This is a genomic window from Zhaonella formicivorans (assembly GCF_004353525.1).
GTDB classification, from domain to species: domain Bacteria; phylum Bacillota; class DUOV01; order DUOV01; family Zhaonellaceae; genus Zhaonella; species Zhaonella formicivorans.
In genome coordinates, this window is sequence record NZ_CP085524.1 from 2,375,905 (window position 1) to 2,396,858 (window position 20,954).

20 protein-coding genes and 2 riboswitches are annotated in these 20,954 nt (G+C 47.5%); of the genes, 5 read left to right on the forward strand and 15 right to left on the reverse strand.

Features of this window, described 5'->3' with window-relative positions; genetic code table 11:
- Window positions 1-19 precede the first annotated feature (19 nt).
- Window positions 20-229: a hypothetical protein gene (locus EYS13_RS11590; RefSeq protein WP_227762689.1), complete on the reverse strand. Its 210-nt coding sequence runs from the start codon at window positions 227-229 to the stop codon at window positions 20-22.
- Window positions 230-486: 257 nt separating this feature from the next.
- On the opposite strand from EYS13_RS11590, the gene EYS13_RS11595 reads away from it, so the two are divergent.
- Window positions 487-1,188, forward strand: coding sequence for a lysoplasmalogenase family protein (locus tag EYS13_RS11595; RefSeq protein WP_227762699.1), 702 nt, complete (start codon window positions 487-489; stop codon window positions 1,186-1,188).
- 40 nt (window positions 1,189-1,228) lie between these two features.
- Here the strand turns inward: EYS13_RS11595 and EYS13_RS11600 are convergent, their stop codons facing one another.
- Both EYS13_RS11600 and EYS13_RS11605 read right to left on the reverse strand, forming a co-directional pair.
- Complete coding sequence (locus EYS13_RS11600; protein WP_227762701.1) at window positions 1,229-1,411, reverse strand: CpXC domain-containing protein; 183 nt, start codon at window positions 1,409-1,411, stop codon at window positions 1,229-1,231.
- Between the two features lie 52 nt (window positions 1,412-1,463).
- Window positions 1,464-1,547, reverse strand: a riboswitch (cyclic di-GMP riboswitch).
- Between the two features lie 79 nt (window positions 1,548-1,626).
- Window positions 1,627-2,949, reverse strand: coding sequence for an ATP-binding protein (locus EYS13_RS11605; protein WP_227762703.1), 1,323 nt, complete (start codon window positions 2,947-2,949; stop codon window positions 1,627-1,629).
- 155 nt (window positions 2,950-3,104) lie between these two features.
- On the opposite strand from EYS13_RS11605, the gene EYS13_RS11610 reads away from it, so the two are divergent.
- The 3 genes from EYS13_RS11610 to metA all read left to right on the forward strand — a co-directional run bounded on the left by EYS13_RS11610 (window position 3,105) and on the right by metA (window position 5,131).
- Window positions 3,105-3,620 carry a ferritin-like domain-containing protein gene (locus tag EYS13_RS11610; protein ID WP_227762705.1) on the forward strand — a complete coding sequence of 172 codons (516 nt, stop codon included), beginning with the start codon at window positions 3,105-3,107 and terminating at the stop codon, window positions 3,618-3,620.
- Window positions 3,621-3,750: 130 nt separating this feature from the next.
- Window positions 3,751-3,891, forward strand: a complete 141-nt coding sequence (locus tag EYS13_RS16580; protein WP_423055275.1) for a rubredoxin-like domain-containing protein — start codon at window positions 3,751-3,753, stop codon at window positions 3,889-3,891.
- Window positions 3,892-3,998: 107 nt separating this feature from the next.
- Window positions 3,999-4,113, forward strand: a riboswitch (SAM riboswitch).
- A gap of 82 nt (window positions 4,114-4,195) precedes the next feature.
- Window positions 4,196-5,131 (forward strand): homoserine O-acetyltransferase MetA, encoded by a 936-nt coding sequence (gene metA, locus EYS13_RS11615; RefSeq protein WP_227762706.1) that lies wholly within the window; start codon window positions 4,196-4,198, stop codon window positions 5,129-5,131.
- A gap of 165 nt (window positions 5,132-5,296) precedes the next feature.
- Here the strand turns inward: metA and EYS13_RS11620 are convergent, their stop codons facing one another.
- Together EYS13_RS11620 and EYS13_RS11625 are read right to left on the reverse strand one after the other, a co-directional pair.
- The gene (locus tag EYS13_RS11620) at window positions 5,297-6,682 is read right to left on the reverse strand and encodes an MATE family efflux transporter (protein WP_227762707.1); all 1,386 of its coding nucleotides are present in this window, start codon (window positions 6,680-6,682) and stop codon (window positions 5,297-5,299) included.
- Between the two features lie 2 nt (window positions 6,683-6,684).
- Window positions 6,685-7,137 carry a MarR family winged helix-turn-helix transcriptional regulator gene (locus EYS13_RS11625; RefSeq protein ID WP_227762710.1) on the reverse strand — a complete coding sequence of 151 codons (453 nt, stop codon included), beginning with the start codon at window positions 7,135-7,137 and terminating at the stop codon, window positions 6,685-6,687.
- Window positions 7,138-8,277: 1,140 nt separating this feature from the next.
- Here EYS13_RS11625 and EYS13_RS11630 point away from each other — a divergent pair.
- Complete coding sequence (locus EYS13_RS11630) at window positions 8,278-9,483, forward strand: PucR family transcriptional regulator (RefSeq protein WP_227762712.1); 1,206 nt, start codon at window positions 8,278-8,280, stop codon at window positions 9,481-9,483.
- Window positions 9,484-9,494: 11 nt separating this feature from the next.
- On the opposite strand, the gene EYS13_RS11635 is transcribed toward EYS13_RS11630, so the two are convergent.
- The 10 genes from EYS13_RS11635 to EYS13_RS11680 all read right to left on the reverse strand — a co-directional run bounded on the left by EYS13_RS11635 (window position 9,495) and on the right by EYS13_RS11680 (window position 20,923).
- A complete protein-coding gene (locus tag EYS13_RS11635) occupies window positions 9,495-9,956 on the reverse strand; it encodes a (2Fe-2S)-binding protein (protein WP_227762714.1) in 462 nt (153 codons plus the stop codon).
- Window positions 9,949-10,818 carry an FAD binding domain-containing protein gene (locus EYS13_RS11640; RefSeq protein ID WP_227762715.1) on the reverse strand — a complete coding sequence of 290 codons (870 nt, stop codon included), beginning with the start codon at window positions 10,816-10,818 and terminating at the stop codon, window positions 9,949-9,951. Before EYS13_RS11640 ends, EYS13_RS11635 begins: the two co-directional genes overlap by 8 nt.
- Entirely contained in the window at window positions 10,818-13,103 is a 2,286-nt protein-coding gene (locus EYS13_RS11645; RefSeq protein ID WP_227762717.1) for a xanthine dehydrogenase family protein molybdopterin-binding subunit, read from the reverse strand. The genes EYS13_RS11640 and EYS13_RS11645 overlap by 1 nt, the downstream gene beginning before the upstream one ends.
- Before the next feature lie 434 nt (window positions 13,104-13,537).
- Entirely contained in the window at window positions 13,538-13,726 is a 189-nt protein-coding gene (locus tag EYS13_RS11650) for a hypothetical protein (protein ID WP_227762718.1), read from the reverse strand.
- 11 nt (window positions 13,727-13,737) lie between these two features.
- Window positions 13,738-16,587 carry a DEAD/DEAH box helicase gene (locus EYS13_RS11655; RefSeq protein WP_227762719.1) on the reverse strand — a complete coding sequence of 950 codons (2,850 nt, stop codon included), beginning with the start codon at window positions 16,585-16,587 and terminating at the stop codon, window positions 13,738-13,740.
- Window positions 16,584-18,182, reverse strand: coding sequence for an SWIM zinc finger family protein (locus EYS13_RS11660; protein ID WP_227762721.1), 1,599 nt, complete (start codon window positions 18,180-18,182; stop codon window positions 16,584-16,586). Before EYS13_RS11660 ends, EYS13_RS11655 begins: the two co-directional genes overlap by 4 nt.
- Before the next feature lie 255 nt (window positions 18,183-18,437).
- Window positions 18,438-18,854 (reverse strand): type VII toxin-antitoxin system HepT family RNase toxin, encoded by a 417-nt coding sequence (gene hepT, locus EYS13_RS11665; RefSeq protein ID WP_227762723.1) that lies wholly within the window; start codon window positions 18,852-18,854, stop codon window positions 18,438-18,440.
- A complete protein-coding gene (gene mntA / locus EYS13_RS11670; RefSeq protein ID WP_227762725.1) occupies window positions 18,847-19,275 on the reverse strand; it encodes a type VII toxin-antitoxin system MntA family adenylyltransferase antitoxin in 429 nt (142 codons plus the stop codon). Before mntA ends, hepT begins: the two co-directional genes overlap by 8 nt.
- Window positions 19,276-19,508: 233 nt before the next feature.
- Window positions 19,509-20,147 carry a cobalamin B12-binding domain-containing protein gene (locus EYS13_RS11675; protein ID WP_423055276.1) on the reverse strand — a complete coding sequence of 213 codons (639 nt, stop codon included), beginning with the start codon at window positions 20,145-20,147 and terminating at the stop codon, window positions 19,509-19,511.
- 20 nt (window positions 20,148-20,167) lie between these two features.
- Window positions 20,168-20,923: a GntR family transcriptional regulator gene (locus tag EYS13_RS11680; protein WP_423055345.1), complete on the reverse strand. Its 756-nt coding sequence runs from the start codon at window positions 20,921-20,923 to the stop codon at window positions 20,168-20,170.
- Window positions 20,924-20,954 lie beyond the last annotated feature (31 nt).

Genomic DNA, 20,954 nt, shown 5'->3' on the forward strand with positions numbered 1-20,954 from the left:
CAAAGCATTCACGGAAACACTACTCACCAGGGTAAAGCTCAAATGATTCCGGCCTTGGGCTTGTGTACACAGTCCTTTCAGTGCGCATATTGCTTCTGGCGTATTCGGGAAGCTGCCTTTCAATTGATAGTTCTGTGCCGGCCTCAAAATCGGCGGCTTTGGTAGTGGATCCAAGTTTCTTATATTTTTTGTCCCCGCTGGTGATCAAACCTCTGGTCCTGATTGCCATTTGTTCACCTCCCATCTCTTTTTTATTATTGGTTTTCTCCGGCAAAGTTATTATTTCAATTTATGAAATAAACATTTTTTTCTAGTTTCTGCGTTATTTAATCAAAAACAGTTTAACTCAAGTTCCCGATTCTAAATTAAGCCTTGAAGGCATATAGAGTACCAGGGATTGGCCCTCTCCCCCGTGAGGCGCCAACTATTGCGCGGTTAAGAGTAATATAACTTAGACTGTTTTCCCCCAAGGGGAGGGCACAAAAAATGAACAACGTGCAGCGGCGCGTGCTGTCAACATTCTTACCCCTTACAGTCCTGATTTTAATCCTGGATAATATCTACCCTTGCTCTAATGCCGTATACTACGTCAAATACACCACCACGGTCAGCCTTTTTTTAACTGCTTTCGCCCTCAGGAAAAAATACCCTGAACAGATACTGATGACAACAGCTGTTTTTTTCGTGGCGGCAGCCGACTTTTTCTTTGTATTTTCCAGGACTATGCCTGAACTTAATGTCAACAGGGAAGTGGCAGGCACATTGTTTTTCCTGCTGGCTTATTTGACATTGATTTATGCATGGCAAAAAAAAATCAGGCAAAACAGAAATGAAATACTGGCAGCGCTGGTGGTAACGACTATTTATACTCCTTCTTTTCTCAAACTTTACCCCCATATTGGCTGGACGCTGCTTCCCGGGGCAGCCTTTTTTGGCCTGGTGCTGTGTTATCTGGCCTGGACTGCATTATGCACTGTATTCAGGGGTTATTTCCTCCCAAGAGCTTCCTACTGCATTGCGCTGGCAGGGCTTTTGATGTTAATCAGCGATCTGGGGGTTGCCCATGCCGTTTTCAACCCGGCATTTGCGGGGCGGTTCGTGCCCTGGCTGTCCAACTTTATCTGGGCCACCTACGTCCCCGCCTGGACATTGGTTGTCTGCCTGATTGCCGAAGACAAACTGAAATAAAAACCCCCAGCACCACAGCCGGAACTCGTGGTCTGGAGGTTTAAGCTCTTAAGCCGGCATCCGCGTAAAGAAGCGGATTATATAATTTTTCCACATAGCCGCATTTGGGACAGCTGTAAACTGAATACTGCACTTCCCTGGCACAATGGATGAGCACCTGCCTTTTGCATGACGGGCAATTGCATCTCCGGTCTGTTTTTGTCCTCCCTTTAACTTTATACATTGCATCCGTTCTCCCTCACCACAAACAAAAAACCGAACCCCGGATGGATGCATTCGGCGGCCCGGCTGTCATAGACTCTGTCTTTAGACCCGCAGCTTTGCGCCCTTGCCTTTCGGCAAGTTTGCCTTTTTCTAACAAAACAAGACACTATTTAACCAGTGCATATACTATTCGGCATAAATTGCCAAACTCCTCTTTTGTTTTATAAAGTTAAATTAATGCTGCCCTTCTCCGGTTTTAATAGTTTCGCCCCTCAGCTTCCCTTCCAGATAGTCTACAAACTGCCTGGCCACCCTGCCGGAACGTCCGCTGTGCCGCAGTTCCCACTGGATTGCTTGCCGCTGTAATTCAGGCAGACTAACACTTAGGCCCCTCTTTTGGGCTAAGCCCTCCACAATTTTTAAATATTGCTTTTGGTCAGGAGCAATGAAAGTCACCGTTAAGCCAAAGCGGTCGCCTAAAGAAAGTTTTTCCTGCATGGTATCTGCAGGATGTACTTCATCCTGCTGCCGTTCTTTAAAACTTTCCCGAACCAGGTTGCGGCGGTTGGATGTGGCATAGATCAACACATTTTTCGGCCTGACTTCCACTCCCCCCTCCAGCACAGCTTTCAGCGCCTTATACTCCACCTCGTAGTCCTCAAAGGACAGGTCGTCAATAAACAGGATAAAATAAAGGGCATAATCCTTGATGTGCCGTAAAATAAGCGGCAGGTCCGCCAGATCCTGTTTTGTCACCTCCAAAAGCCTTAAACCCCGGCTGCCGCAAGAATTCACCAGTGCTTTGACCGTGGACGACTTTCCTGTCCCGCGGTCACCATATAGCAGCACATTGTTGGCCGGTAAGCCCGCCAAAAAAATCTCCGTATTCTCCAGCACCTGGGCCCTTTCCCGCTCATAACCGATTAAGTCAGAAAGCCCGATGGGGTCCGGAGCACTTACACCGATCAGCTGCTTTTGTTCCCCATCCCAGCGCAGAACCCGGTACCTGCCAAAAATCCCTATGCCTTCCCTGGCATAATGAGCACTAAGCAGCTCCAAACACTGGTTCAAATCTTCTGGAGAAAGCTTTGGCCGTTCAAATTTTTGCCTGAAGTCAAGGCATACGGCCCGGCGTTTTGGCAGAGCGGGGCCCAGCAGAGCTTCCCAGCCGGGGACTTCTAATCCCAAGCCCTCCCTGCCGGGAAATTTCCAATGGTAAAGGCGGTGTAAACACTGCAAATCGTGTAAAGCGGCATTTTTCACCCCGGAGCTGATCTTCCTTGCCCAGCCCCCGGCCTGCCTGCTGAAAGGGTTTTCATCCCACAGTATTAAATTTAGCAAATGGTTTTTCCAGCCATCGGCCAGAAAGTGTTCATCCTGCTCTGCCGCCAAAGCCAAAGTGAAAAATAGCCTGCTGTAGGCGGTCAATTTGTCGTTTTCAGCGCTTTGCCGGGTTAAGTCCAGCATTGCCTGGACTGCTTCGTCATTTAATATCCTCCTGAATAAAGTCAGCCTACCCGCCAGCAAAGTAAAATCGGCTTTGCTAAAGTCCTGCATAAAAAAGTCACTCCTAAAGAATTTTGTTTTTATTATAATTATGGCGACCGGTGAAAGCAATGCTTTGCCAGTAACACCAGTGCCTTCCAATTCATAAGATATAACAGGTATTATCAGTCGGACGATGGTCCGAAAAGAGAAGGGGTGAATCTCGCATGTCCTATTATGGTTGGGAACCGCCTTATAACCAGTGGAACAGCCATTACCCTGGTCCTGAGCGGCCCCGTCAATTTAAAAACCGGCAGCAATTTATGATGGATTTGGAAAGAGGTCTCCACGGCGAAGCGGAAGCAATTGCCTTTTATACTAGTTTACTCAGGATGGCCCCCGATGATTTGGCCAGACGAAATATTCGCCATGCTTTGGAGGACGAACGCAAGCACTATAGGCAGTTTTCGGAACTTTACCGCCAGCTGACAGGCATGTCGCCGGAGGTGCCAATACCTCCCCCTGCAGTCATACCCGACTACCGGAAAGGTTTAATCGAAGCTTTTGAAGATGAGCTGGAAGCTGCCGAACTCTACCGCGGCATGTACCTCAACGCCCTGACCAGGGCGGTGCGGGACCTGATGTTTGAAATTATGACCGATGAAATGGAGCATGCCGACCGCTTTGCTCTTCTTTATGCAGCAACTAAGGAGGATTTAGAGGAAGAAGAAAAGGAGGATTAGGGGCAAAGCAAACAGCATAGGACCGGGAGCAAAAAACCACCCCAGGGGGCTGGTTTTTGCTCTTTTCTATTTTACAACCTCCGGCAGTTCAGGTAAAATTATTAATAATATTAGCTGGGAGGTAGTTAATTTGAACTTTAAATGCTCTAACTGCGGATATAGGCTTACAGCCGATGCTCCGCCGGAAACCTGTCCTTACTGCAATTCAAAATGTTCCTTTGTTGACGACTCCTGCTATACCCCGGAATGCGGTTTGGCGGAAAAAAAGTAAGAAGTTCTTGACTGCATCTAAAATTTTGTTTATATTATTCTTAATTTATCAGTATTTGGTTACAATAATAGCAAAAAATCATACTGTAAACTGAATATCAATAAGTGCTCTTATCAAGAGTAGGTGGAGGGACTGGCCCTATGAAACCCGGCAACCGGCAGCTTTGTCAAAAGGCATGCACGGTGCTAATTCTTGCGGAAGCAAACTTCCGAGAGATGAGAGAGGTCTTAGCATTTCTAAAACCTTTCTCAGCGAGAAAGGTTTTTTTATTGCATATAAAGATTTTACGGAGGAGTGACCCAAAATGCCGATCAAAATTCCTGACAATCTTCCTGCCAAAGAGATTTTAAATAACGAGAATATCTTCATTATGGATGAAAGCATCGCCTTTCACCAGGATATTCGTCCGCTTCAAATTGCCATTTTAAACTTAATGCCCACTAAAGAAACGACGGAAACCCAGCTTTTGCGCCTGCTGGCCAACACTCCTTTGCAGGTGGAATTTGTATTGTTGCACCCTAAATCCCATACTTGCAAGAATACATCACCTGAACATCTGCAGATGTTCTATAAGACTTTTGACGATATTAAAAATGAAAAATTTGACGGCATGATTATTACCGGAGCCCCTGTTGAGCATCTGGATTTTTCTGAAGTCGACTACTGGAAAGAACTGCAGCAAATTTTAGACTGGACATGGGACAATGTAACGTCCACCCTGCATATATGCTGGGCAGCTCAGGCCGGGCTGCACCATCATTACGGCATTCCTAAATATATGCTGAACAAAAAAGTATTTGGCGTTTTTCCCCATACCGTAACCAAAAAGAATGTCAAACTGCTGCGGGGTTTCGATGACGTGTTTTATGTACCCCACTCCCGTTACACCGAGGTCCGGCGGGAGGATATTGAAAAAGTGGATGCTCTGGAAATCCTTTCCGAATCGGAGGAATCCGGTATCTATATTGTCAGCGCCAAAAACGGAAAACAAATATTCGTTACGGGCCATTCGGAATATGACCCCTTGACATTGAAGTATGAATACGATCGGGACATCAACAAGGGAATTGACATTGCCATTCCTAAAAATTATTTTCCCAATGATGACCCGTCCCAGTACCCATTGGCCCGCTGGAGAGCCCATGCCAACTTGCTGTTTTCCAACTGGCTTAACTACTATGTCTATCAGGAGACTCCTTATGACTGGGCCAAGCAAAGCCCCCCGCCCCAGAAGCTGTAATAAAACCCGCCCCCGGAGAGCTCTGCTTCGGGAGCGGGTTGCCAAAATTTATTTCCTAAGCATTTGCTTTGCTCCTTTAAAGCTATTCATGCAATCAGCAGTGGAGAGACAAAACAATAGCCTTCATTCCCGATGGTGAAGGCTAGGATAAATTGCTAAATTACATTATTCTGCCTGCATCTGCAGTTCATATCTTTGCCGCTGCTTTTTGTCCAAGCTGTTCAATTCTTTATACACAAATATTCCGGTAAGAATAGAGGAAACTAAATCAGAGACCGGACCGGCCATTAGAATCCCGTCAAACTGAAAAAACCTCGGCAAAACTAAGACTGCCGGAATTAAAACAATCACCTGCCGGGACAGGCTTAAAAACATAGCGTGCTTTGGCTTGCCCACAGCCTGAAAATAGTTGGCTCCCACAATCTGAAAGCCGATGATAGGCAGGAGAATTAGAAATACTTGCAGCGCATGGGCTCCAAGCCGAATTAACTCCTGGTCCTCCCGGTTAAAGAAGGCAATGAGCTGCTGTGGAATTAACATCACCAAGATAAAACCCATGCAAACAATACATGTTGCAACCGCCATAGCCAATATTACGGTATGCTTCACGCGGTCAAATTTTTGTGCCCCGTAATTGTAGCCGATAATGGGCTGGGCGCCTTGGTTAATGCCAAAGATAGGCATTAAGATCAGCATCGCAATGCTGTTCACGATGCCCATGGCAGAAATAGCCAAATCCCCGCCGTAAATGCTTAAACTGTTATTCAGGATTGTAGTCACTACGCTGGCAGCCAACTGCATGGCAAATGGGGCGGAACCAATGGCTAAAATTTTTCCCACCGTAGCAACCTTGAGCTGCAAATTTTTACGCCGAATTTTCAGCAGGCTCCGCCCGCCGAGGAAATATTGCAGCACCCATGCAGCCGATACTGCCTGGGACAAAATAGTTGCCAGAGCCGCACCACGGATACCCCAGCCAAAGACAAAAATAAACAGCGGGTCTAAAATTGTATTCAGCACAGCGCCAATCAGCATGGTCAGCATGGCAATTCGGGGGTTTCCTTCGGCCCGGATAAAATTATTCATCCCAAAACCAACTGCCTGGAAAACCGCTCCCCACAGGATTATACTCATGTATTCCTTTGCGTAAGGCAAGACCGAAGCGCTTGCTCCCAGGAGATGCATTACTGGATCCAGAAAAAGCAACCCCAGGGCAGACAGGCAAAGTGAGATGCCGATTAAAAGCACCATTCCGTTTCCCAGTACTGCTTCAGCTTCCGCCCTTTTCCCTTCACCCAGTTTGATGGAAATCAAGGAAGTGGACCCAATGCCCACCAGCATACCAAAAGCCATCAGGATAATCATGAAAGGAAAACTGACGGTAATGCCGGCTATGCCCAAAGAACCAACGCCATTCCCGATAAAAATCCTGTCCACCACGTTGTATAAGGCATTTACCAGCATACCCACAATTGCCGGCATGGAAAATTTAAAAAGCAGCTTGTAAGTTTTTTCTTCCCCCAGCTGTTTTGCATGATCCGTATTTTTCATAGCTATGACTCCTTTTTTATTTTTCCAAAAATAGCCAAGATTTTAGCCAAGGAAGCATGCAACTCTGCTAAATCGGACTCCTCCAAACCGGCAATCCGCATTTTAATTCTTTCCAGCAGCTGCTGCTTTTTATTTTCAATATATTCCTTGCCTTTGGCCGTTATCTCCACCTTGATCACCCGCCGGTCTGATTCATCTTCACATCTTGCAATCAAACCTTCTTCAGCCAGGCGGTTAACTAAAAAGGTGATGTTAGGTTTGGATACACATAGCAACCTGCCTAATTCGGACATTTGTTTTTTCCCCTCTTTTTCCAGGGCAAACAGCACTGCAGCCTGACCGGCTTTCTCAAACTCACCGTGTCCATCCTTCCTTTTAAATATATCCCGATGCAAAACCCCAGCAATTTCGAAAAGCTGTTCCGCGACTATGTCAAGAGCGCCTGTTTGTTCCATGCCTTCCTCCTAAGTTAAATCCATAAACAGTTAAATCATTTAACTATTATAGGGCGTAAAATATTTTACGTCAAGCAGGTGATGTTAAACTGAGAAACTAGTTTTAAGCGGTGCAGGATCCGGGTTTGTTTGAGTAAAAGCAAAAGGCGCTTTCCAGCGCCTCCTTATTTTCGCCTGTCCGATTATTATTCTTTCTTGAATACCACAGGCATGTTTATTGTTATGTAGGGGGAACTCCCCGAAAGAAGATCCCCGAAAGGAAACCACTTAGTCAGTAACGGCTTTTACTCTTTTACCAAAGTGCTCCGTTAGAGAAAATCAAAAGAATCAAGATTAAGAAGATAGCAAAGGCCCAAGAATTACCAAACCAGCCGCAACCGGGACCAATACCGCCGCCAAGTCCGAAACCCATATATAAACCTCCTTTCAATTTGACTTAATATATACTATTCCTTGTCGGGCGGTTGTGACACCCTAGGTAATATTTTTATCAACCAGTTAATTTTTCGCTGGCTGCAGCCTTCAACTTTGATTTTGACATTTTGTTTTGCTTTAATTTTTCACATTAAAGATGCGTCTATGTAAAAGGGAACTTCCAAATGGAAGTCCCCCAAAGGAGTCTAGTTTTTGGGCAACGGCTTTTGAGCTTTACCAAACAAAGCCACCGGAGAGAATTGCTTGGTCTGCTATATACTATTCCCTGCCGGTTGCAGTTGACACTTCCGGGCTAAAATTACATTATGGCATTTTTCCGCTGAAAAGGCCTTCCCCCAAAAGGAGAAGGCCTTTAAGTAGTGTCCCATTCAGGCACTCACCGGCTTAAAATTAGCATACGCCGCCCCAGCCGCCGGAAAAGATTAAAAGCACAAGGATTAAAAATACTGCGAAGGCCCAGCTGTTGCCAAACCAGCTGCCGCATTTCCCGTCCGCCATCTATAAGCCCTCCTTTCCTCACTTCTACTCTATACTATTCCAAACGGACCGGTAGTGACACGGGTATTAAATTAACTTAATTTGCCAATAAAAATAGAAGCGCCTGCCTTAAAGTCGTACAGGCGGAGCTTTTATAGTGTCAGATGGAAATGGTATAATCGAACTTATAGGAATGGAGTATAATCGTTTTAAAAGGTAGGGCTTATAATGAACCTATTAACTGTCGGAGACGCTCTGCAGCTGTTTGGGCCGTCATCCGTAGAAATGCTGGCCGGGGAAACAGGCTTAAACAATGTTATTACGGGTGTTACCTTAATTGAAACCCCTGATGTGGTTAACTGGGTTAAGGCAGGTGAAGTGCTTTTAACAACCGGATATATCTTTAAAGAAAATCCCGAGGAACTGGCTGTTTTAATCCGTTCCCTGCATGAAAAAAACGCAGCTGCCCTTGGGATCAAATTAAAAAGGTATATTATGGAGTTGCCGGCTGCAGTGCCGGCAACTGCTAATGAACTGTCTTTTCCATTGTTTAGCATCAAAGAAGGCTCTCTGTCCGACATCATGGCCAGGCTGTACGACAAAATCTCCCAGTCCGGGGGCCACGTCGCACCAGGGGAGGATGTGGAAGTAAAGCTGAAAAACGACTTGGTCAAGCGGCTGCTCTTTGGCGACTTTCAGGCGGAAAAGGAACGGATCCGGCAAACCGCCGATTACCTTCAGATCGACAAAGCCAACGAGAAGGCAGTGTTCCTTGTGGCCAACACCGGCAAAGAAATAACGCCCGGCAATTCCCGGCAAGACCCTAAAAAGATCTTTGCAGACGTTACGGGCTCGGACCTGGTAATCAGCAATTCCAGCAATGAGTTAATCGGCATTATCCAAGCCGGGAAACGGCTTCCGGCAGCAAAGGAAGCGGCCCTGCAGCTGGCGGCAGCATTGAAAAAAACTCTGGAAAAAATTTTCCCACAAACCGGCTTTGCTCTGGGCATAAGCCGCTTTTACCAGCAGCTCGACGATTTGCATACCTGCATGCTGGAAGCCAGAAAAGCCCTTGATATAGGTTCCACCGTCTGGCCGGAGAAAAAAATCTTTCACTACAGCGACATAGGTTTCTACAGGATTATTGCCAACCAGACACAGCACGATGAGCTGGAAACTTTTTACAAGGACTTCCTGGAGCCCCTGGTCTTACATGATGGGCAATACGGCGCCGAACTGGTCCCGACTTTGGAAATGTTTTTGGAGCTTAACGGCAATAACTCCTTAACGGCACAAAAACTTTTCGTGCACTATAACACTGTGAAATACAGGCTGGCTCAGATTGAAGAGATCCTCAACGTTGATCTAAGCTCAGCGGAAGACCGTTTTAACCTGCAGGCAGCCTTAAAGATCCGGAAACTCTTGGGCACATAGCAATGTGATCCCTATTTTCCCGCAGCGGCTTCAATCGCCTTGACAATGGAGATATAGCCTGTACACCTGCAAAGGTTGCCGGAGATGGCTTCCCTTATTTCCTCTCTGGTCGGGTTGGGGTTAACCATTAAAAGTGCCTTGGCACTCATCAACATGCCGGGAGTACAGAAACCGCATTGAATGGCATGGTTGTCAATAAAAGCCTGCTGCAACTTGTCGAGGCCATCTTGCGCTAACCCTTCCACAGTCAAAACTTGTCCGCCGTTAACCTGGGGAGCCAGCACCAAACATGAATTGACTGCCTTGCCATTTAGAATGACAGTGCAGGCCCCGCATTCCCCAATGCCGCATCCTCTTTTGGTCCCCGTTAAGTCTAATTTTTCCCGCAGCAGGTCCAAAAGGGTCATCTCAACAGGTGCGTTTAACTCTACCTCTGTGCCGTTAACTGTAAACTTGATTGAAACCTCACTCATTAACGGAACCACCTTTCTCCCAGGCTTCCTGCAAGAGCCTTGTCGTCAAATTCTCCACCACCGGCAGTTTATAGGCGCTGGATGCTCTGCGCCCCGTAACCTGTTGCACATATTCAGCGGCTATTTTTCCTGCTTCCCGAAACACTTCAGCGGAAGCATTTTCGCCTACCAAATATTCTTCCACCTTTTTAAACCTAGCCGGAGTTGGAGTGGCCGACCCCAGCACCAGACGGACCCGGCGGATAATTCGGCCTTCACTTTTCAGCAGGCAAACCCCGTTTAAACGGGAAATGGCCAGGGAGTTGCGTCTGCCTACTTTTGCAAAGGACATACCGGTTCCCGGCTGGGGGACCTTCACCTTGACACCGGAAATAAGTTCGTCGCAAGCCAATGCCGTCCGGTACGGGCCCGTGATCAGCTCCTCCAAAGGAACTTCCTTAACTCCGCCCGCTTTTGCCACTACAGCCACCCCTTCTAGAGCTACAAGCACGGGGACAACATCGGCGGCGGGGCTGGCGTTGGCAATATTTCCGCCTATCGTCCCCCTGTTGCGGATCTGGGGCGAACCTACAACTTTTGCTGCCTGGGCCAGCACCGGAAGCTTGGTTTGAATCAGCTTGGAGAGAGCCAAGTCTGCAAATGTAACGGTTGAGCCAATGCTAATCGCCCCTTCGCTTTCCGCGATCTCCCCGAGCTCCTGCACCCTGGTCAGATCGATGAGCACCTGCGGCTTAATGTGCCCGTTCCTCATATCCACCAGCAGGTCCGTTCCCCCTGCCAAGATTTTAGCTTGTTGCCCATGTTTTGCTAGCAGAAAGCAGGCTTCAGCAATTGTGGCAGGTTGTAAAAAAGTAAGTACCATTACTCTGCCCCCTTTCCAAAACCGTCGTTTTTCCTTTGCCCTATTTCAGCCATCACTTTTTCCAAATCTGCCGGCAAGTGATAAATCCTCCGGCCTAAGGCATGGGCAATGGCATTTAAGATGGCAGGGGCAACGATGGAAGTGGCCGGTTCTCCCAGGCCCCTGGCCCCCAAAGGGCCATGCAGCCCGGGATGCTCCACAATCACCGGCACAATGTCGTGAATATCCAGGGAAGTGGGGATCAGATACTCGTCAAGGTTTGTGTTTTCAATGACACCTTGACGGAGCTTGACATCTTCCATCAGAGCAAAGCCAATTCCCATGGCAACCCCGCCGCCAATCTGTCCTTTAACTTCCTCCCTGTTCATGGCATTGCCTACGTCATGGACAGCTACAAACTTTAGCACGTCTACTTTGCCCGTGGCCAGGTCAATTTCAACTTCTGCGCCGCAGGCCCCATAAGTGTAGGAGAAATATGGTTTTCCGCAGCCCTTATCATGGTCCCACCATAACTCGGGCGCGCTCCACCAGCCGTGCCCGTAAGCATTTTGCGACTTGGCATAGCAGAGGGCTACAACTTTTTCGTAAGGCAGCATTTTAGCGGGATCATTCCTCACAAAAACCTTTTCATCAGCAAAAGTCAGTTCCTCCGGCTCAACCCCTAGGGCTTTTGCCGCAATGCCCGCCAGCTTTCCTTTGACTTCTTCCGCGGCCAGACGGGCTGCATTGCCCGCCAAAACCGTTCCCCTGGAAGCAACTGTGGGCCCGCTGTCCGGAACGTAGGCAGTATCCACCGGGCTTACCACTATCCTTTGGGGGTTAATCCCGAGGATTTCGCTGACCACCCTGGCCAGCATGGTATGGCCTCCTTGACCTACTTCACTCAAACCGGAATAAAGTGTCACGCTGCCATCCCGCTGCACTTGCACGGTTACGCCGGCTGTATCTATCCCTTCTCCGCCTGCTCCCAGGGATTCTCCGCGGTGGATGCAGGCTAGACCTAAGCCTTTCACTTTGCCGGTTCCCTTATTCTCCTCTTTTATTTCCACCCGGCGCTTTTTCCAATCCAAAGCTTCTTCCAACTTATCCAGGCACTCATGCAGGCTTACAGCCTCCATCACCTGGCCGGTAGCAGAAACAGAACCACTTTTCAGGCCGTTGAGCCGCCTTAATTCCAAAGGATCAAGCCCAAGCTCATCGGCTAAAACGTCCATGACTGTTTCCGAGGCAAAGTCAACCTGGGGCGAGCCAAACCCGCGCAGCGCATCGGAATAAACATTGTTTGTATACGCACAAATCACATCGGTCTTGACATGGGGCACCACATAGGGACCTGCTGCCTCCACCGCCGAACGCCAGGCGATCATGGCCGACTTGGACAGGTATGCGCCCGCATCCCCGATAATAGTGATTTCCATGGCCGTAAGCCTGCCGTCCTTTTTGGCACCGACCTTATATTTCATTTTATAGGGCTGCCGCTTTGTTCCCTCAATAATTGATTCTTCCCTGCTGTAGACCATTTTGCAGGGACGGCCGGAAAGCTTGGCGGCTAAAGCAGCCCTGGAAGCCATTACCGACATATCGTAGTCCTTGCCGCCAAAAGAACCTCCAATGGCAGGCTGGATGAGCCTCACCTGGCTCTGGGTTATGCCCAATGTCTCAGCCACAACCCGTCGCACATTAAAGGGGCTTTTGGAAGGGCAATAGACGGTAACCCCTTCCAGGGTCGGCAGGGCAACTGCAGCTTCCGGTTCGATAGCCACATGCTGCACCCGGTGGGTACTTAACTCCCGTTCTAACACAATATCTGCTTCCCGGAAGCCCTGCTTCACATCGCCCTTACGCACTTTATGGTGACAGACGAGGTTGGAATCGGCGTGCAAAACCGGGGCGCCGGGCTGCAGCGCTTCCTCCGGGTCAAAGACAGCCGGCAGCTCCTGGTAAAGAACTTCTACCGCTGCCGCTCCCGCTATGGCAGCCTGCTCGGTCTCGGCGGCCACCAGGGCAACTCCGTCACCGGCATAACGTACAACCTCCGGGGCAAGTACCGGTCGCTCCTTGGGCTGTCCGGGTATGCCCGGAATATCTTTGGCCGTATAGACTGCCACGACACCCGGAATTTCCATCGCTTTTTGGCTGTTTATGCCTAGAATTCTGGCGTGGGGATGGGGACTTCTGACCACTTTTACATGCAGCATCCGCTCAAATTTCAGGTCATCAGAGTATTTAGCCCGACCGGTCACCTTGGCCAAAACATCCACTCTGGTTATTGATTTTGCCCGCAAAAAAAGCACCTCCTGTTTGGATCCGGATTAGTGTTCAGCTTTCAGCTTTCAGCTATCAGCTATCAGCCATCAGCAATTAGCCGTTGGCTTCATAATTACTAATGACTCGGCGTAGCCGCTGCCAAGGACTAAGGATGCGGCTTTAAGCCGACAGTGCTGATGGTGCTGACGATAAGCATGGGTATCTGCAGAAATAATTCGCTCCTCTGAGGCTCCATCCTTTATTAAAGATAGATAAAAAAGGGCTTGGATTTTTATTAAGAATTAAGTATATCCAGCAGAATATGTTAACAAAATTCATGCCTGATATGATAATTATCGATCAAGGGCTAAAGGCTTAAATAAAATAAAGGCGTTATACTTTTGTTTTCCTTCCTGACAGATCAAAAAGAGGCAGTTGTTAGCTGCCTCAATCACAAATGAAATAGACCTGTTTATTTCCAGCCGGCTATTTCTTTCGCGACCAGCCGGTAAAAGTCGTGCCAGGCAGGAGACAAATCTTTAAAAACAAGGCCCTCCGATTCGCATTCCGGCATTGCACCAACCTTTGCACGTTCCTGCGCTTCCCTGCGCCTCTTTTTCAGCAGACGTTTTTTCCTCTTCTCAACTTTTTTGGACATCATTGTTCACCCCTTCAGTCCACACTAACCCATTCTTTACGCAGGGCAAAGATTTCCCGCAGCTCAGCGGTAGAAAGTTCCGTAATCCAATTTTCGCCGACGCCCACAATCAGTTCATTTAAGCCTTGTTTTTGTTCAATCAATTCATCGATGCGCTCTTCCAAGGTACCTAAGGTAATGAATTTATGAACCAACACATGCCTGTTTTGTCCGATACGGTAAACTCGGTCCGTTGCCTGGTTCTCCACCGCAGGGTTCCACCAGCGGTCGAAATGGAAAACGTGATTGGCAGCAGTTAAATTTAGGCCGGTGCCTCCTGCTTTCAGAGAGAGAATGAAGACAGCACAAGCTTCTTCTCCCGAAAGCGTCCGGTCTTGAAAGCGGGCAATCATGGCGTCACGCTTGCCTTTGGGAGTGCCGCCGTGGAGAAACTGCACCGGCTCCTTAAGTTCTTTTTGCAGTATCTCCTGCAAAAGATGGCCCATTTCGGCAAACTGAGTAAAAATCAAGCACCGGTCCCCTTCCGCCCGAAGTTCCTCAACCATCTCCACTAACCGGGCAACTTTGGCTGAACGCCCGCGGCCTAAAGCCCCCCTATTTTCCTTTAAGATCAGGTTGGGATGGTCACAGACCTGCTTCAATTTTGTTAAGGCAGCCAGGATGATCCCCCGTTTTTCCATACCTTCGGCATGGGTGAGCCGCTCAAACATATCGGCAATGATATTTTCGTATAAAGAAGCCTGTTCCGCTGTCAAAGTAACGTATTCTTTGAACTCCTCCTTCTCCGGCAGATCAAGTTCGATGGCCGGATCCGTTTTCACCCTGCGCAGGAGAAAAGGCTGTACTAACCGCTTAACCCTGGATACAGCTTGTGCATCTTTGCTTTTTTCAATAACGTTCACAAATTTACGGGTAAATGCTGTTAAGCTGCCAAGGTAACCAGGATTCAGAAAGTCCATAATAGACCATAACTCAGTTAAGCGGTTTTCCATAGGAGTCCCGGTCAGCGCTATCCTGTGGTTGCCGCGCAGGCTGCGGATAGCAACAGCCTGTTTGGTATAAGCATTTTTGATATTTTGGGCTTCATCCAGGCAGATACAGCCCCAATCCAGGGAAGTCAGTTCTTCCCTGTCATGATGGGCCAGTGTATAAGAGGTAATTACCAAATCCTTGCCCAGCACCGCAGGAGCGAAATCTTCCCCTTTAACACGCTGGGGACCGTAATGCAAATAAACCTTGAGCCCCGGGGCAAACCGCTTCAGCTCCATCTGCCAGTTGCCGATTACTGAAGTAGGGCAGATGAGCAAAAAAGGATTTGCGTCCTGTCCCTCTTCTTTGCAGCCTAACAAGTAAGCTATCAGTTGAATGGTTTTTCCTAAACCCATGTCATCGGCCAGACAACCGCCTAGGCCGAACCGGCGCAAAAACATCAGCCAGGAATAACCAACCCGCTGGTAGCCCCGCAGCACCCCTTGAAAAGCTTGCGGCGGTCCTAACAGTGGCAGGCGGGAAATCTCAGTCAATTGACTGATCATCCCTCCCAGTTGGGAGTTTAACTCTACCTCCACGGGGAACGGATGCTCCATGGATTCGCTAGGCCCTGCTGAATCCTCCTGTCCCCCGTCACCGGCCAACAAATGCAGTCGCAAAACCTCCCCTAAAGACATCCCATTTCTTTTTGCTTTTAGGGTTTTTTTAATCTGCTGCAGGAGGAGGGGGTCAAGCTGAATCCACCGGCCCTTGATTTGCATTAGACGCCTTTTCTCTTCTGCCAGACGGTTGAACTCCTCCACCGACAGCTCCAAATCGCCGATGGCCAGTTTCCAGTCAAACTGGACTATTTGCTCCAACCCAAACAGGGAATTCTGCAAAGAACCCACCGATGATTTGGTTTTCGCCTTAAGTTTGGGCCTCTCCTTGCGCACTTGTTCCCACCAGGCGGGTAAAAAAACGGTAAAACCGGCTTCGGCTAACTGCATGCTGCCGCTGTTTAAAAACTCCCAGGCCTGCTCTTCTGTAAGTTCCCGGATGATGCCGCTTTCAACGGACTGGTCCTTTAACCAGGGTAAAAGCCGAGTCCATTTTTGGATCTGTTTTTCCGGCTGATCAAGGTAGGACCGCCAGTGTTCAGGGTAATTATCTTTCGATGTCGGTTGATTTTGCTCGTATGGAACAAGTAGATGGGGGTTTTCCTTATCCTGCAAAACAATATTTAGGCTCCAGGAGGAACTGCCTTCAGGCTCCCGCAGCTGTAGGCAGGTGATAAAAGGAGTATGATCCTGTTTCCAGCCTATAGCCTCTAACCAGTCTTCCTCGCTCAATAGATTTTCTACCCCATGGTTTTCCAAGCGAAGCAAAGGATAAGTATCCATAAGGGCTTGCCAGGCCATAGCCAACTCCTGGTTTTGCCCGATTAATTCAGGAATGATTGCATCAAGCCATTCCTCCAGGTAAGAAGGTGCGCCTCTCTTTTCCATCCCTTGCGGATAAACCAATTTCCATCCGGTTTTGCCCTTTTGCCACTTATCGTAGTCCGGCAGCCAACTGCCACTGACCAGCAGTTCCTTAAACACAGGGGCGATTTGCGCCAAGAGCTGTATTTCTTTGCTCCACTCTACCGAGAAAAACTCCGGCTCCGGCAAGTGGGCAAAAAAATCCAAGGCCGTAACAGGGGATAATTGGATGGCCTTTTTACCTTCGTAAACTGTTTCGGGAAGAAAAGTCCCGTAAAAGGAGGGACTGTGCCAGGCAAAGAGATTTAGTTTTAAGTTCAGATTATTCCAGCTTGCTGGCTTGCTCCAGAGCAAAAAGCCCTGGGATGGCTCCCACCGGCAAAACACTTTAAGCTTAGGTTTACCCTTCATGCCAATTTCCCTTTACGCAGTTCTTCTTGCAAGGCACGCAGCCTGCTGTACCGGCTGGTCAAACTTGCCATATAGCGTTCCCATTCCTCTGTGCGCTTCAATTTTTTATAATAGTTGCGCAATTTTCTCAAAAGAGGCACTGCTGAGCGGTAAGACTGGCGATTGCGCCGCTCAATCAAATTGGCCACATACTGGTGATAAAGGGGAAGAAGGAGCGATACATCGGCTGCTTCCACCCGGCGTACTTCCTCGGGCTCAATTTCCTCGTAGCTTTGCTGAAAAATATGGAAGTTAACCCAGGTTTTATATCTGCCTGACACCAGGAGCGCTTCTCTATAAAAACCAACGCTCTCCGGCAAGATGGACTGCAAAGCAGCCAAAGCCTCTTCCTGGCAAGAGGGATCCCCGGCTATTTGCAGCCAGTAGCCGCAGAGGGCTTGCAGTTCAAGATAGGAAGTGCGATCAATGCCAGGGGTGAGATGGCGCAGCCATTCTGCCAGCCTTTCCCAGGCCTTAGCCTCGTACAAGTTTTTTAGGTATGGAGCAGCAAAATAAATATTAAAGCCATTGTCCTTGTTCATAATTGCACAGGCCTTTGCATCATCCCCTGCCAAAAAAGCAAAGTGGGCCAGTCCCGTTGCCACGTTGCACCTAACCTCTGTGGTTAAATTTTTCCGGTTTAGAATTTCCTCCAGCTTGAACACTTCCACCGTAACCCAATCCCGGTGCCTGGCAAAAATTGTCCACAGCCTCCGGTAAGTCCAGGCCCAATCAAAAAAGGAGTTATTATCCTCACACAGTCTTTCCCTTAAATCGGAAATTGTTTTGCTAAAATACAATGCGTCTTCCTGCTTGTCCATTTCAGCGCTAAACGCTGCCGCTGTTTCACATAACAGGGTTGTGTAATAGTCCCGCCAATTTCCTATTCCTATATAGTTGTAATAATATTCCCTTTTTCTAGGATGCATGTCCAGCTGCCGCATGGCAAACAGAACAGCGTGAAATAAGAAGTAGTGTTTTGCGGGACTACCCCATTTGCGGCAAGCCCTTTCAACCTTGGCAAAAAAGTCCCGGCATTGCAGTTGCTCTGTGCTGAAATAATAAGAGGAGAGATTTTCAAAAGGACCGGCGCACTTGCTAAATTGTGCCTCGTAGTACATTTCCCAGTCTGCAAAGGTACCTTTTTCCTCCGGTACTGTTTCCTTTTTTGCAGCTTTGGCAGTTTTTAGCCGTTGTTTTTTGCTTTTGGCAATTTCGTCAACATTGTTGACAAATTCGCCGGGCCAACCATAAACAGCGTACAAATATAAAAATGCGGCGGCCACATGCTCGCACCGCACCCCTACCGGGCAACTACACCGGCTTAAGCTGAAATCTTGCAAATTTATATTTACCAGATAGCGGTACTTTCCCTGGACGGTGGCCTGCACCTTATCGGGGGTAACTACCACGTTATATACTTGTCCATTTCGATAGTAGTCTAACCCACGCCTAATTGTCTGATAAGTTAGTACAAAAGCCGCTTCTCCGGCCAGCTCCTGAACTTGCTCTTTGCTAATTTTGTCTTTTAACATCATATCACCCGCATATTGCATGCTCCTAACGACTTAATTCTAGCAAAACAGCGTTTCCGGAACAATGCTTTGTTGAACTCGCCATCGGTAACCATTGTCTACTGGCCGGACACGCGTAGCACGACAAAAAACAGCGTGACAATTATGTCACGCCATGCAATTAAATTCTTCATGTGTTTACCTAATTTTCAGCGAGACAGGAACGCAGGCTATTAGATGAGCCGGCCACTTGACGGGTCAATAACCCATCAAGTGGCTAAGAGGAAGCAACTTTTTCTAAAATACCTTTGTTACAATTGCTTTAACAAACACGCTAAAATCGTCCAAGTGTTCCTGAAGAATCTTATAAATTTCATTGTCGTCAACAGTGTGGTACAAATGAACCACTCTGTTCCGGAACTTGACCATCTGATTCAGAATGTTCAACTCTCTGGAGGTAAAGTAACCGTTTCGTTCGAGTATCCTGAAAGATTCAACACTTGTTTCCGGCGTCCTCCACCTGTTTCTGGCAATAATATGATTTGCTATATCAATCATCGCTTCCACATTGACCTGTAACAAATGCTTAGCCGCTTCCACGTTACGAAAATCTCCGGTAAACTCTTCCAAGCTGTATTTTCCAAGCTCCTTTAATTTTGTGAGATTTTGTTCAATGAGCTGTATTTTACTGCGGATTTTTTCCTTATCAACCATCGGTGTACGCCTCCTTAACAGCCTGATCGTATTCTTCGTAAAAGCAGTGCAGGTCAATGGCGTAGTCTTGGTACTGCCCTATTACTTTTTCAATATAATCACATGTGGCGATGTAGTCTTTTTCATAAATAATCTTACCTTCTACAATAGCTCTGAACTGAATACTGAGAGGAGCTTTGTTTAGGTTGACCAGATCAACCCTGTCAGTTCCAAGGAAAGCTGATAGTTTAGCCAAAATAGCCATTTCTTCAGACAAACCAATGTTTTTGTTAAAAAAGACAGCAAAATCTATATCGCTTAAAACGGTTTGTTTCTCTGTACCATAGGAACCAAATAAAAAAACTGCTAAAACGGCAGGTATTTCCGAGAAAAATGCCGGCAGATTTTGTAGTTTTTCGTCTAACTCAAGCTTTTTAGTCATAACAAAGCCTCCCCGCGATTAACCTAATTCTACCAGGAACACCGTTCGCAGTCAATGTCTGGAAATTGCTAGAGTTTACGGAAGCAACGTGGAAATAAAAACTGACCAATTAAACTCCATTCTAAAGCGTAACTATTTTATCGGCCACACATGCAACGTAGACAAAAAATACAGCGTGACAATTTATGCCACACCATGCAATGAAATGCTTCACGTTTTTACCTTATCCATTTTCAACAGGAACATTTTTCTTTTAAGATTTTTTCATAGATTTCCAGCGCCTGTGTCACATCGTTGGCGTAATAATCCACGCCGGTATATTCTTTGACCAGTTGATTAACCGGGTATCCCCCTACCACTACTTTGACTTTATCCCGTAAGCCGGCTTCTTGTAAAAGATCAACCACTTTTTTTACGGAGCCTACGCAAAAAGACAGCAAAACACTGATCCCCAGAATTGAGGCACCGGTTTCATTTACCGCTTGTACAAATTTCTCCGGCGGTACATCAACACCCAGGTCGTGAACATGAAAGCCGCGGGAGCGGAGAAGGTAAATCACAATGTTCTTGCCAAGATCGTGAATATCCCCTTCAATGGTACCCATCACAATAGAAAAGCCGTTTTGAGGGACGTTAACAGGAATATGGGGTTCTACAATGCGCATAACGCCTTTAAAAATTTCTTCCGACATAATCAGGTCGGATAGAAAATACTGTCCCTCACTATACCTTTTCCCGACTATTTCCACACCTCTCCTGCAGGTATCAACAATTTCCAAAGGAGTAAGACCTGCCTGGAGTTGTTTTTCGACTAAACAGAGTGTTTTATCTTCATCAAGGTCCGCCATGGCCGTTAGCAACTCGTCTTCCATCAAAGCCCTCCAGATATTGTTCATTCTTTTCGATACCACCCGTCATACGCCGTCAGCTTATAACGGTCTCCGCGATAAACGGACTTGCCCCACCCCACCGGCTTGAGCTCGGGGTCATATATAGTTTGTTCTATTACAAAAACCGGGGAACCCTGTGCAATCCCCAAGATGGAGGCCTCTTCGTCGGTAGAAACGGAAACTTGTAAGACTTTCTTGGAACTGACGGGCAAATAATCGCTGTGAGCAGTAACCAAACCAGGCAAAGTGGGGTCCTGCAGTTCTGATTCCAGAATAGGCTTACTCTTAGTATATATTGTATATTTCCTTTCATACGCCAAGGGTTCATCTTCTGCGGAAAGGACGATACGAAAAAACAGGAACCTGGCATTGTCGTCATTTATTTGAAACTTTTCTTTTAACTGTTCATCAGCCCTTACTATCCTTGCTTCTAACAGCGTAGTGTTAAATCGCAAACCTCTTTGTTTAATTTCTTCACTGAAATTATTCAGCTCAAAAACTATATTATCCAGTTTTGGAACAGCCACAAAAGTGCCTTTGCCCTGTTGGGCATATACCATTCCTGCCGCCACCAGCTCCGCAATAGCCTTGCGGACCGTCATGCGGCTGATCTGGTAACGGGCAGCAAGTTCCATCTCGGTAGGCAGCGCCTCACCCGGTTTTAATTCACCCCGCCGGATCTGCCCTTCCAGCAGTCTAGCTAACTGATAATAGATAGGTATCACTGAGTTTTTATCAATTTTCAATTCTTCTTGCACGTTATAAACACCTGTCTTGTCTGTCATACCC